This window comes from Gymnodinialimonas mytili (assembly GCF_037544085.1).
Classification (GTDB): domain Bacteria; phylum Pseudomonadota; class Alphaproteobacteria; order Rhodobacterales; family Rhodobacteraceae; genus Gymnodinialimonas; species Gymnodinialimonas mytili.
On sequence record NZ_JBBIFW010000001.1, the window covers coordinates 1,505,497 to 1,517,463 of the forward strand.

The 11,967-nt window shown below is 61.0% G+C and carries 12 protein-coding genes; 5 read left to right on the forward strand and 7 right to left on the reverse strand.

The window, feature by feature from the left end:
* Positions 1-149 precede the first annotated feature (149 nt).
* Positions 150-482 (forward strand): Hpt domain-containing protein, encoded by a 333-nt coding sequence (locus tag V8J82_RS07460; protein ID WP_339973762.1) that lies wholly within the window; start codon positions 150-152, stop codon positions 480-482.
* A 5-nt stretch (positions 483-487) separates the two neighbouring features.
* On the opposite strand, the gene ilvA is transcribed toward V8J82_RS07460, so the two are convergent.
* Positions 488-1,735: a threonine ammonia-lyase IlvA gene (gene ilvA / locus V8J82_RS07465; protein ID WP_339973764.1), complete on the reverse strand. Its 1,248-nt coding sequence runs from the start codon at positions 1,733-1,735 to the stop codon at positions 488-490.
* Between the two features lie 38 nt (positions 1,736-1,773).
* Positions 1,774-2,589 (reverse strand): hypothetical protein, encoded by an 816-nt coding sequence (locus V8J82_RS07470; protein ID WP_339973766.1) that lies wholly within the window; start codon positions 2,587-2,589, stop codon positions 1,774-1,776.
* A 78-nt stretch (positions 2,590-2,667) separates the two neighbouring features.
* Here V8J82_RS07470 and V8J82_RS07475 point away from each other — a divergent pair, with 78 nt between their 5' ends.
* From V8J82_RS07475 to V8J82_RS07485, 3 genes are all read left to right on the forward strand, one after another.
* Positions 2,668-3,891: an argininosuccinate synthase gene (locus V8J82_RS07475; RefSeq protein WP_339973768.1), complete on the forward strand. Its 1,224-nt coding sequence runs from the start codon at positions 2,668-2,670 to the stop codon at positions 3,889-3,891.
* A gap of 96 nt (positions 3,892-3,987) precedes the next feature.
* Complete coding sequence (locus V8J82_RS07480; RefSeq protein WP_339973770.1) at positions 3,988-4,263, forward strand: GNAT family N-acetyltransferase; 276 nt, start codon at positions 3,988-3,990, stop codon at positions 4,261-4,263.
* Positions 4,264-4,416: 153 nt separating this feature from the next.
* Positions 4,417-4,701, forward strand: a complete 285-nt coding sequence (locus tag V8J82_RS07485) for an SCP2 sterol-binding domain-containing protein (RefSeq protein WP_339973772.1) — start codon at positions 4,417-4,419, stop codon at positions 4,699-4,701.
* A gap of 305 nt (positions 4,702-5,006) precedes the next feature.
* On the opposite strand, the gene V8J82_RS07490 is transcribed toward V8J82_RS07485, so the two are convergent.
* The 5 genes from V8J82_RS07490 to ilvD form a co-directional block, all read right to left on the reverse strand.
* Positions 5,007-7,031, reverse strand: a complete 2,025-nt coding sequence (locus tag V8J82_RS07490) for an NADPH-dependent 2,4-dienoyl-CoA reductase (protein ID WP_339973775.1) — start codon at positions 7,029-7,031, stop codon at positions 5,007-5,009.
* Positions 7,032-7,192: 161 nt separating this feature from the next.
* A complete protein-coding gene (locus V8J82_RS07495) occupies positions 7,193-7,564 on the reverse strand; it encodes a hypothetical protein (RefSeq protein ID WP_339973777.1) in 372 nt (123 codons plus the stop codon).
* A gap of 9 nt (positions 7,565-7,573) precedes the next feature.
* On the reverse strand, positions 7,574-8,347 hold the full coding sequence (locus V8J82_RS07500; RefSeq protein WP_339973779.1) for a DUF6478 family protein: 774 nt from the start codon (positions 8,345-8,347) through the stop codon (positions 7,574-7,576).
* A 66-nt stretch (positions 8,348-8,413) separates the two neighbouring features.
* The gene (locus tag V8J82_RS07505; RefSeq protein ID WP_339973781.1) at positions 8,414-9,136 is read right to left on the reverse strand and encodes a hypothetical protein; all 723 of its coding nucleotides are present in this window, start codon (positions 9,134-9,136) and stop codon (positions 8,414-8,416) included.
* Positions 9,123-10,886: a dihydroxy-acid dehydratase gene (gene ilvD / locus V8J82_RS07510; protein ID WP_339973783.1), complete on the reverse strand. Its 1,764-nt coding sequence runs from the start codon at positions 10,884-10,886 to the stop codon at positions 9,123-9,125. Before ilvD ends, V8J82_RS07505 begins: the two co-directional genes overlap by 14 nt.
* A 130-nt stretch (positions 10,887-11,016) precedes the next feature.
* Here ilvD and V8J82_RS07515 point away from each other — a divergent pair, with 130 nt between their 5' ends.
* Positions 11,017-11,898, forward strand: a complete 882-nt coding sequence (locus tag V8J82_RS07515) for a CPBP family intramembrane glutamic endopeptidase (protein WP_339973785.1) — start codon at positions 11,017-11,019, stop codon at positions 11,896-11,898.
* The last annotated feature ends 69 nt before the right edge of the window (positions 11,899-11,967 follow it).

Below are 11,967 nucleotides of genomic sequence, written 5' to 3' on the forward strand. Positions count from 1 at the left end.
CAATCTCAAGCGAGTCGATGGCTGTCAGGATTGCTCAAGACAATTAAGACCGAATGAATCGGACAATCCGACCGATCTCGGCCGCGCCGCGTAGGCCTTTGTTAACGAATGTCGCCAATACTAAAGCGCACTCGATTTGGAGAATTGTGATGGACGTGGTCGATTGGGATCGGCTGAACGAACTGAAAAGTGACATCGGCGAAGAGGATTTCGCAGATGTCGCGATGTTGTTTGTGTCAGAGCTGACGGAACATCTGGATCGGCTGACCGCCGCCCCGGATGCAGCCAGTGCCGAGGATTTTCATTTCCTGCGAGGCAGTGCCGCAAATCTGGGCTTTCTGTCCTTGGTGAAGGCCTGCAGCATAGCCGAGTCAGCGTGCATCTCGGGGCAGCCAGTGGATCTTGTCGGTGTGCGCACCGCATTTGATGCCGCTATGGCAGAGGTTTCGCCAAAGATGCCAGAGCTGAGCGCGGCAGCCTAGCGCGATCAGATCAGGAAGTCGGCGAGGATTTGGTCATTGGTGATATCGCGGAATCCGAATCCGCGCGACGCGACGCGCTCTTCCAGATCATCGAACATCGTGGATTGATCCGTCTCGATCCCAATCAGCACGGATCCAAAATTACGCGAGTTTTTCTTCAAATACTCAAACCGCGTGATGTTGTCTCCCGGCCCCAGAAGATCGAGGAAATCGCGCAGAGCGCCGGGTCGCTGAGGTAGCCGCAGGATGAAGTATTTCTTCAAACCCTGCCAGTTTTGCGCGCGTTCCTTGACCTCGGGCAAACGCTCAAAGTCAAAGTTACCACCGGACGTCACGCAGACCACCGTTTTGCCGCGGATTTGCTCCGCGACATCTTCCAAAACATTGATCGACAAGGCACCGGCAGGTTCAAGAACGATGCCTTCCAGGTTCAGCATCTCTTGAATGGTCACGCAGATCCGGTTCTCGGGAACCAGATGCACATCGCGTTTCGGAATGTCGCGCAATACCTCGAATGTCCGATCTCCGATCCGAGCCACCGCAGCACCGTCGACGAACGTGTCCGTGATTTCAATCGTTTGCGGGGCACCGATCCGCAGCGCCGCGGTCAGGCTCGGGCCACCCACGGGCTCGACCAGGATCGGGTGCGTTTCGGCCCCCACAGCGCGCAGATATGACAGCATCCCCGCCGACAATCCGCCGCCACCGACAGGCAAAATCAAATGGTCCGGCGCACGGCCAAGTTGATCCAGCATCTCCACAGCGACCGAGGCTTGCCCCTCAATCACATCGGCATCGTCGAACGGCGACAGAAAATGCGCACCCGCCTTGGCACACCAGGCCTTTGCAGCGGCCAATGTTTCGTCGAAAAAATCGCCTTCCAGCGCAATCTCAATCGCCTCGCCGCCAAAGGTCCGCGTCTTCAGGATCTTCTGCTCGGGCGTCGTGACCGGCATATAGATGCGGCCCTTTACGCCGAAATGTGCGCAGACAAAGGCCACGCCTTGCGCGTGATTTCCGGCGCTTGCACAGACAAACGCCGTCTGATCGGGTTGCGCCGCGCGAACCTTGCGCATTGCATTAAACGCGCCGCGCAATTTGTAGGATCGGACCGGGCTCAAATCTTCGCGTTTCAACCAGATATCGGCACCGTAGCGATCACTGAGATAAGCGTTGCGCAACAACGGGGTGGGCGCAAACAGGTCACGCAAAGCGGCTGTGGCGGCCTTCGCGGCTTGGGCAAAATCGGTCATGTTCGGGAAGTGGCGCGTTTCAACTGGGCTGTCCAGCCTCAGTTCAACTGCCGCCCCTCGATCAGATTTCCGTAGAGTGTTGTCATCAGCGCCAGATTCACCAGCATTTGCACCCAGGACACTGCAATATTCAGGATCAAGCCGGGCGTCGATAGCGTGACTTGCTCGAAGGTTTGACCGCCGAACTCAACCGGGCTGGTCGAACCGAACGCCGCAATGATCAACTGCCCGATCAACCCAAATGCCAGCGCGATCACAAAGATCGGCAGAACAATTTGCCCGGACACCGGCGCCGTGGCCTTCCAGCTTTCGTTGATGGTCAGCTTTTCTCCAATCGCGGCGGCAGGCAGGATCAAACCAATCCGGGTACTCACCCAGGTCAGGCCGAAGACAAGACCGATGCCAAGCAAGAACAGGATTGCGACATTGCCGAACGCCGCCGAAACGATGCTGATGACCAGCCCGAAGGCCAGGCTCGCTAGTATCAGAACCAGACCGATCAAAAGGATGTTGCCGAAATAGTTTAGGATATTTGGTCCACGCCAGGCCGGCAGCGCCCCGTTTGGATATTCCTCAAGCAAGACAAAGCGATGCCAGGCGACAGCCGCCCAAATCCAACATAGAATTCCCAAAATCGCGCCAATGAACAGGCCAAAGGCATTGGCTGTGGGGCCCTCGACCGCATCAGGTGCAAACGCCGTCTGCATCGCTTGCCCCGACAAAAGCCACGGGTTCGTCGCAATCAGGACAATAGCGGGAATAGCCAGGAGAATAAGCGTGATCCGCGCGGCGGCGCCGATATTCCCAAAAACCTGCTGCAGCACGTGCCGCAAAACCTGATATCCGTAATCCATGGTGCCTCCGGTCGCTTGCTCCGCCTGTCAAAACCCGGTATCGCCCGCGCGGTCAACCATTTGCGACGGAGTTTTACCATGTCAGCGCCCAAGAAGGTCGTACTCGCCTATTCTGGCGGCCTGGATACCTCGATCATCCTCAAGTGGTTGCAGACGGAATATGGCTGCGAGGTTGTCACCTTCACCGCCGATCTCGGTCAGGGGGAAGAGCTTGAGCCCGCGCGCAAAAAGGCCGAGATGCTCGGGATCAAGCCTGAAAACATCTTCATCGAGGATGTGCGCGAGGAATTCGTACGCGATTTCGTCTTTCCGATGTTCCGCGCCAATGCTCTCTATGAGGGGCTGTATCTGCTGGGAACCTCGATTGCGCGGCCCCTGATTTCGAAGCGGTTGGTCGAGATCGCCGCAGAAACCGGTGCCGATGCCGTCAGCCATGGCGCCACAGGCAAGGGCAACGATCAGGTGCGGTTCGAATTGTGCGCCTATTCCCTGAACCCCGAGATCCAGGTGATTGCCCCCTGGCGCGAATGGGATCTGGGCAGCCGCACCAAGTTGATCGAGTTCGCCGAAAAGCATCAGATCCCGATCGCCAAAGACAAGCGTGGCGAGGCCCCGTTCAGCGTGGATGCAAACCTTCTGCACACCTCGTCCGAGGGCAAGGTGCTAGAGGACCCGTCTGAAGAGGCGCCCGATCATATCCTGCAACGCATCACGCGGCCCGAAGAGGCGCCCGATACGCCCGAGATGGTGGAGATCGGGTTTGAACGCGGTGATGCGGTGTCCATCAACGGCCAAGCGATGTCGCCCGCAACGATCCTGACCGAGTTGAACCGTTTGGGCGGCAAACACGGCATCGGCATCCTGGATCTGGTGGAAAACCGCTTTGTAGGGATGAAAAGCCGCGGCATCTACGAAACACCCGGCGGTACGATCCTGCTTGAGGCGCATCGCGGGATCGAGCAGATCACACTCGATAGCGGTGCAGGCCATCTGAAAGACAGCATCATGCCGCGCTATTCGGAGTTGATTTATAATGGCTTCTGGTTTGCACCAGAACGCGAAATGCTGCAGGCCCTGATCGACAAAAGCCAGGAACATGTGACCGGTAGCGTGCGCTTAAAGCTCTACAAAGGGTCCGCCCGCACCGTCGCCCGCTGGTCCGACCATTCGCTCTATTCCGAGGCCCACGTGACCTTCGAAGAGGATATGGGCGCCTATGATCAGACCGACGCACAAGGTTTCATCCAACTTAACGCGCTGCGCCTGAAACTGCTGGCCGCCCGGAACCGCAAGTTTAAATGAGCGTAGCGATCCGCCCGCTCGAAAAGGCGGATCTTGATATCCTGCAAAGCCTGCGCGTCGCACCGACCCAAGAGCGCGTTCGTTGCTGAGAATTCAGTGACATTGGCGGAGGCCGCTTCTGAGCCAGCCGCCTATGTTTTCGCGATATGGGCGGGAGCTACGCGCGTCAGGCTGATCGCGTCGATCGATATGACCGAGTTGAACCCGGCAGAGGTCGCGCCGGAAGACGAGCCCGAAGCGATATTCAACTGGCGGCTGATGATTGATCGGGAACACCAGCGACAGGGCCACGGCACGACCGCCATCCGTTGGGCTTGTGACTGGGGCCAGGCAACGGGGCGCCCACGTGTCGCGCGCGATCAGGCTTTATGAAAACCTCGGCTTTCGAAAAGCAGGGGTGTTGCATGGAGACGAGGCTCAGCTGGCTATGTCGGTGTGACCAAACGGGCCGTGATCCGCAACGTCACGCTTGTGGCGCGATGCGGGTCTGCTTAGCGCTAATTCCGCAGGGCAGGGAGGAAAGCCATGACATTGACGGAATTGGCCGAGCGCATTCGCAGCGCCTTGGCGGGGAAAAGCTTTGACGGATCGCTGAAATTCGATTGCGGTGATGAAGGCGTGATCGTCTTGGCCGACAATTCGGCGACAATTGATGATCAACCCACCGATTGCACCATCAAGATCAGCCGCGACAATCTGGGCAAACTTCTATCCTGTAAACTCAACCCGATGACTGGCGTCATGATGGGTAAGCTGAAAGTGTCAGGCGATATGGGTGTCGCGATGGGGCTGGGGAAGCTGCTCGGCTGAAGCCTTGACGGCACCTCATCGACCTGAGGTCCGACCCTTCTGAGGTTTTGCGCAAAATGGCCAGCCTTCGAACGCCTCCGGCGGGGATACTTAAGAAGCAAAGATCGGTGGATCAGGGGTCATCCTCCAACTCTATCCCGTAGCAGGCTTCGAGCCGGAGGATGCGCCATCTTCGCTTACGGCCATCGGCGTCCCCGCCTGTACCGTACTACAGGTGTTAGATCAGCATGGTTAAGAAAGCGTCATCGGCCCTCTTTGCTTTGTAAATATCCCGGGGGACGCCGAAGGCGGGGGCAGAGCCCCGACTACAAGCTTGCCGCCAGGCGGGTCCCCTGATCGATGGCACGCTTGGCATCGAGCTCAGCGGCGACATCGGCACCGCCGATCACATGGGGGGTCAAGCCCTTGGCGATCAGCGCATCCGCAAGCGTTCTGTTCACCACCTGCCCGGCGCATAAAACGACGGTGTCGCATTCAATCAGGTGCGGTGCGCCGTCTATCGTGATATGCAGACCGCGCCCATCGATCTTCTCATAGCTGGCCCCAGCCACCATCTTCACATTCTTCATCTTCAACGCCGCGCGGTGGATCCATCCAGTCGTTTTGCCCAGGCGTTTGCCTGGCTTTTCGGCCTTGCGCTGCAACAAGGTGACCTGTCGTGCTGCAGGCTCCGGCTGCGGCCCTTCCGGCGCGAGCCCGCCGCGATGCTTGGCCGGGTTCGCCACACCCCATTCCTTGCGCCATAAGTCCAGATCCTCGGTGGGACTTTCGCCGTCATGCACCAGGTATTCGGCCACGTCGAAACCGATGCCCCCCGCCCCGATGATCGCGACACGCTTGCCGACCGATGCCTTGCCCGCAAGCACATCCACATAGCTCAGCACATTCGGGCCATCCTGCCCCGGAATGCCGGGATCGCGCGGGGTGACGCCTGTGGCGACAATCACCTCGTCAAAACCCTCAAGATCCGCCTCGGAGGCCTCTACGCTCAGCCGCAGATCTATACCGTGCCGCTCCACCATGGTCTCAAACCAATCGACAAGACCGTGGAATTCCTCTTTCCCCGGGATCTGCCGCGCCATGTTCAGCTGCCCGCCGATGCGGTCCGCCTTGTCGAACATCACAACCGAATGCCCCCGCTCGGCCGCTGTCATGCCAGCGGCCATCCCCGCCGCACCGGCCCCCACAATAGCGATCCGCTTCGTCGTCTCGGCACGTCCATAATCCAGTTCGACCTCATGACAGGCCCGCGGATTGACCAAGCACGAGGTCAACTTGCCGCTGAATGTGTGATCGAGACAGGCCTGGTTACAGGCGATACAGGGCGCGATTTCATCGGCGCGGCCCGCCTCGGCCTTCGCGACGAACTCCGCATCCGCCAGAAACGGGCGCGCCATCGACACCATGTCGGCACAACCATCGGCCAAAACCTCTTCGGCAACATCGGGCATGTTGATCCGATTTGAGGTGATCACCGGGATCCCGACCTTGCCCATCAACTGCTTGGTCACCCAAGCAAAGGCCTTGCGCGGCACGCTGGTGGCGATGGTCGGGATACGCGCCTCGTGCCAGCCGATGCCGGTGTTCAGGATCGTCGCCCCCGCCGCCTCGATCGCTTTGGCCAGCGTCACGACCTCCTCATGCGTCGCACCGCCCGGCACCAGATCGATCATGCTCAGCCGGTAGATGATGATGAAATCGTCGCCCACAGCCGCTCGGCAGCGGCGCACCACCTCAACGGGCAGACGCATCCGGTTCTCGAACGACCCACCCCACCGATCCGTGCGCTTGTTGGTATGGCCCACCAGGAACTGGTTCAGGAAATACCCTTCTGATCCCATGATCTCCACGCCGTCATACCCCGCCTCCCGCGCACGCAACGCCGCCGTCGCGATATCGGCGATTTGCTTCTCGATTCCCGCTTCGTCCAACTCTTTCGGTGGGAACGGTGAGATCGGCGATTTGATCGGCGAGGGCGCGACACAATCGGGCGAATAGGCATAGCGCCCGGCATGTAGGATCTGCATCGCAATCTTGCCGCCCGACTCATGCACGGCATCCGTCACGACACGATGGTTTGCGATATCCTGATCGCTGAACAGACCCGCCGCGCCAGGGAATACGCCGCCCTCTTTGTTGGGCGCCATCCCACCGGTCACAATCAACGCGGCGCCACCCGCCGCCCGGTCCGCGTAAAAGCGCGCCACACGTGGCCAATCCTTGGTCTCTTCCAGACCGGTATGCATCGAGCCCATCAGCACCCGGTTCTTCAACACCGTGAATCCCAGATCCAGCGGGGCAAGCATGTGGGAGTAATGCGTATGTGTCATGGGGGCCTCCTCGTATTGACGTCCACGTAAGCGAGCCGCCCCACCCTTGTCACCCGAAACCCGACGTCAGGGCGGTGCGGCCTGAGGACCAAGCGCAGCGCGCGCGGGGACGAGGCAAAAGGAATGCGCCGCAGGCGCACCTTATACCAGCGGGCGGGCGGTCAATCGCCGGACGCATCCGAACAATGCTGACGAAACGCCTGTTTCAGCATCTCCAGCTCGTCACGCAACAGGGCAATTTCGCTTCGAATATCGTCGCTCAGGGCCGACCCCGCCAGTAGCGTGATGCGGTCCAGGATCTCACCCGTCGCGGTCGACCGAAGACCGACCACCTGAACGCCATCGCTCAGCACGTCGCTGGGCAAGTCCACACTTACCGCCTGGGCGCCCGCCTCACTCGGATGCGGCACCAAGCGTGCGACCGCCACGATGCGACCCCGATGCAGAGCCTCGATCTCGGTCTTCTCGGCGCCGGTCAGCACGCCCTCGTACCGGCCACCACTCAGAGAGATCTGGGTCAATTCTTCGGCCATGCGATCCCCTCAGATATCCGCCCGCGGCGCGCGCAGAATGCTCATGTCCCAAAGCGCGATACGCGTCATGGTCGGACCCTCGATGATCAGATCCAGCCAGGCCTTTTCCAGCCGCTTTTCATTGACCTTGCTATAGGCCAGGTCGAACTCCGCGCGACCCAGATCGCCCTTGAACTCGATCTCACGCACCATCTGTTCGACATTTGGCCCGTGTTGAATGTTAAGCCGCGCATAGACATCGATCGGATGATCGCGCTCTGCCGTGATCTGTACGGCGATAAAGTGGCCCTTGGTCAGCCCTTCCAAAGAGGCCGCCGGCAGATCCTGGACAAGTGACACGAAAGATCCGTCAAGCTCGTAGACCTCCAGCACCAGACCAAATGGCGCTGTGCCGCAATTGGGTGGGGTTGGGTCCTGCCGCAAACTCATCTGCGCCCGCGTCGCATCGTGATAAAGCGTCACGCCGCCATTCAACTCCGTGGGCGAGCCCAGCCCCACGATCCCATGGGGGCGCATTCGGATGGTCCATGGCGCGGGACGGATCGCCCAATCACATTGCTCCGGCCGCGCGATCCCGTCACCGGACCCGCCGCGGCCCTGCAGTTCTGCGCCCGCCGCAGCCGCCATTTGGTCCAATTCATCACGTAGGGTCTGGATGTCACCGGCCATGCGCCTTAGGTCTGCGGTCGACACTGTCGCTGGGCTGCGCAGCGCACGTTTCCATCGTTTGATGGATTGGCCAAAGCCAAAGCCCCCCCAAAACCCGGGCGATTCCTGTCCCATGATTGCCCCTCCCCTCGCGGACCGCGCCGTGTCCCGCCTGCTTACCACAGGTCGCTTGCCGCTTAGTTACCGAAATATTCTCGCAAATACGCCCTCGGGAAAGGGTCTTTCGCTAGGGTCGGGTGGGGATTGTGGCAGCTCTGCCGCGCCGGGGGCTGCTGGGGCGGCGCCTGGGCGGTTGGCATCCGACACGATTGCTGCAAACCGGGTCAAGGTTGCAAATGCATCATCGCCGTCGATTTGCGTATCGGCCAAGGCGAACAAAGACAACGTCGCAAGCCGTGGCCCGACATCCAGATAGACCCGCCAATAATCCTGCGCAACGCCCGGCAATGCGCCTGGGCTCGTGTCGCGGGCATGGATCAGAAAGATGTCGCCGCGCGTTCCGGTATCCAGGATCTCGACGCTGGCGGGATCGCCCGAGCGGCTGAGCAGGCGTTGGCCCTCTTCGGACCGGAAGAAGCCGTCCAGCGCATCCAGGTTCTCGCTCAGGTTGGCACCTTCCGACGGTCCCGCCACCGCTGCCGTCAAGATCGCGGGGAGCTGAGGTTGTGGCGCCCGGATCGAGCCTGAGATTGCCGCGCAATTGCCCAGCAGCACAAAGCCCGTATCGTTGAAATTCTGCGTCGCCGCCGGATCGACGCAATAGCCGCGTGGGCCAGTGATGGTAACCAGATCAGATGTCACCTGCACCGCGCGCGGGGCCTCGGCAGAGCCTCCGCCACCGCCGACACAGCCTGCCAGGGCCAAACACCCCAGCAAGCTAAGCAAGACCTTACAGGTCGGCATAGACGTGCTTTTCCTTCGCGGCACCCGGATGGGTCACCGCGCCATAGCGCGCCTCACCCACCAATTGCGCGTATTTCCACAAGGCGCCTGAGGCATAGATCGTTTCGCGCGGGCCAGCCCAGGCCTTCCGGCGCTCGGCCAAATCTTCGTCGGACAGGGCAACCGACAACTCACCGGTGATCGCGTCGATGGTGATCATATCGCCATTCTGCAGCAGCCCGATGGGCCCACCCACCGCCGCTTCGGGCCCCACATGGCCCACACAAAAACCGCGCGTGGCGCCCGAGAACCGGCCATCGGTGATCAAGGCAACCTTCTTGCCCATGCCCTGGCCCGACAAGGCCGCCGTCGTCGCCAGCATCTCGCGCATGCCGGGGCCGCCTTTTGGGCCTTCATTGCGGATCACGAGCACTTCGCTCGGCTCATAGGCACGCGCCTTCACGGCCTCGAACGCGTCTTCCTCGCATTCGAACACACGAGCCGGGCCGGTAAAGACCTGCTGGTCTTCGCCCATCCCCGCGACCTTCACGATAGCCCCCTCAGGCGCCAGGTTACCTTTCAAGCCAACAACACCGCCGGTTTTGGTGATTGGGTTTTGCACAGTATGCACAACACGCCCGTCCGGCTCGCCCTGGATCTTGTCGAGCGCCTCTTCCATCGTTTCGCCCGACGCCGTCAGGCAATCGCCATGCAGAAGGCCCTCTTTCAGCAGCTCCTTCATCACCACCGGCACACCGCCGACCTCGAACAGGTCCTTCGCCACGAATTGCCCACCGGGCTTCATGTCGACGAAGTACGGCGTGTCCTTGAAGATGTCGCAGACGTCGAAGAGGTCGAAATCGATCCCCGCCTCGTGCGCAATCGCCGGCAGGTGCAGGCCGGCATTGGTCGACCCGCCGGTGCAGGCCACGACCCGCGCCGCGTTTTCCAGCGCCTTGCGCGTCACCACGTCCCGCGCACGGATGTTCTTGTCGAGCAGGTTCATGACCGCCCGGCCCGACGCCTCGCCATATTCCTTGCGGCCCTCATAGGGCGCGGGCATCCCCGACGAGTTCAGCAGCGCCAGGCCAATCGCCTCCGACACGCAGGCCATCGTGTTCGCGGTGAACTGCCCGCCGCACGCGCCCGCGCTCGGGCAGGCCACGCGTTCCAGAACCGCCAGGGCCGCATCGCTCAGATCACCGGACTGGTACTTGCCCACGGCCTCGAACATGTCCTGCACCGTCAGGTCGCGCTTGGCGAATTCCTCGGGCACGTCTGCGCCCTCCGGCACCTTGCCCGGCAGGATCGTACCGCCATACATGAAGACCGACGGCACGTTCAGCCGCACCATCGCCATCATCATCCCCGGCAAGCTCTTGTCGCAGCCCGCAAGCCCCACCAGCGCGTCATAGCAATGCCCGCGCATCGTCAGTTCGACCGTGTCGGTAATCGCATCCCGTGAGGCGAGTGAGGATCGCATCCCCTCATGGCCCATCGCGATCCCGTCCGTCACGGTGATCGTCGTGAATTCGCGCGGGGTGCCATTGGCCGACAGAACCCCGGCCTTGGCCGATTGCGCCTGCCAATTTAGCGCAATGTTGCAGGGGGCTGCCTCATTCCAGCAGGTCGCCACACCGACAAAGGGCTGCGCAATCTGCTCTTCGGTCAGATCCATCGCGTAGAAATACGACCGGTGCGGCGCGCGCTCGGGGCCTTCCGTCACATGACGGCTTGGCAGGTTCGACTTGTCTGGCCGGTTGTTCAACATGGCTGGCTCCCCATTCTCTGTTGGAACAGGGGAATAGAGCGCAGCGCCAAGGCGCACAAGCGTGATTGAAGGCCGTCGACACGCGCGGTAAGCTGCCCGCAAAACAACAAAACCACCGAGCGCAGTTCAGATGCAGTACACCGCCCACGACGATTTCGTCGCGCCCGCGCGCATCCATGCCAAGATTTGGCAACTTGTGGTGGGCTTTCTGTTGATCCTTTGGATCTACGCGATGGGCATCGGCCTCGTTCTGCTGGGTGTGCTTGTGGTCTCGGGCGCCGAGGGCGTACAGCGCTGGTTCGCCGAGATGATGGAGGCGACGGGACCAACCGGCACTCTGCTGTTGCTAGCCACGTTCATTGGCATGGCTGCCGGTCCGATGATCGTTGCCAAACTCCTCCATAGCCGGCCGGTCGGCAGCTTGTTTGGCCCGATCCCGCGGACCATGCGCCATTTCCTCATCGCGATGCTGATCTGTGCTTTGGTCTTCAGCCTGACCTTCCTGATCCCCACCAACATCGCCCCGCAACCGGGATTGGCGCCGGGCCTGTGGCTCTCTTTTCTGCCGCTTGCCCTGGTCGGCGTCTTCATTCAGACCGGCGCCGAAGAGATCCTGTTTCGAGGATATCTGCAGCAACAACTCGCCGCGCGCTTCCGCTCGCCCATCGCCTGGATGATCGTGCCCTCGGTGCTATTTGCCCTGGCCCATTACTCACCGGATATGATGGGCGGTAACGCATGGCTGATCGTGCTGGCCGTCGGTGTCTTTGCCTTGATCGCCGCCGATCTGACCGCTCTGACAGGGTCCATCGGCGCCGCCTGGGGGTTTCATTTCGCCAATAACGTCGTGGCGATCCTTGTGGTCTCGCTGGAAGGGCCGCTTTCGGGCCTCGCGCTCTACACATCTCCGATGTCGGCGGCGGATCCGACATTGCGGCCGCTGATCTTCCTCGATATCGGCACCACGCTTGTCACCTGGCTGGTGATCCGGACGGTTCTTCGACGTGTGTAACCGCCACCTCAGCCCAACGGCCAATTGCAATTCCGGCCCGCGCACAATATCTCCGGCCAAGGCCAACTG

What these genes read in the sequence shown, in the direction of transcription:
- V8J82_RS07460 (WP_339973762.1), top strand. Translation starts at nt 150, where the DNA reads ATGGACGTGGTCGATTGGGATCGGCTGAACGAACTGAAAAGTGACATC.
- ilvA (WP_339973764.1), bottom strand. Translation starts at nt 1,735, where the DNA reads ATGACCGATTTTGCCCAAGCCGCGAAGGCCGCCACAGCCGCTTTGCGT.
- V8J82_RS07470 (WP_339973766.1), bottom strand. Translation starts at nt 2,589, where the DNA reads ATGGATTACGGATATCAGGTTTTGCGGCACGTGCTGCAGCAGGTTTTT.
- V8J82_RS07475 (WP_339973768.1), top strand. Translation starts at nt 2,668, where the DNA reads ATGTCAGCGCCCAAGAAGGTCGTACTCGCCTATTCTGGCGGCCTGGAT.
- V8J82_RS07485 (WP_339973772.1), top strand. Translation starts at nt 4,417, where the DNA reads ATGACATTGACGGAATTGGCCGAGCGCATTCGCAGCGCCTTGGCGGGG.
- V8J82_RS07490 (WP_339973775.1), bottom strand. Translation starts at nt 7,031, where the DNA reads ATGACACATACGCATTACTCCCACATGCTTGCCCCGCTGGATCTGGGA.
- V8J82_RS07495 (WP_339973777.1), bottom strand. Translation starts at nt 7,564, where the DNA reads ATGGCCGAAGAATTGACCCAGATCTCTCTGAGTGGTGGCCGGTACGAG.
- V8J82_RS07500 (WP_339973779.1), bottom strand. Translation starts at nt 8,347, where the DNA reads ATGGGACAGGAATCGCCCGGGTTTTGGGGGGGCTTTGGCTTTGGCCAA.
- V8J82_RS07505 (WP_339973781.1), bottom strand. Translation starts at nt 9,136, where the DNA reads ATGCCGACCTGTAAGGTCTTGCTTAGCTTGCTGGGGTGTTTGGCCCTG.
- ilvD (WP_339973783.1), bottom strand. Translation starts at nt 10,886, where the DNA reads ATGTTGAACAACCGGCCAGACAAGTCGAACCTGCCAAGCCGTCATGTG.
- V8J82_RS07515 (WP_339973785.1), top strand. Translation starts at nt 11,017, where the DNA reads ATGCAGTACACCGCCCACGACGATTTCGTCGCGCCCGCGCGCATCCAT.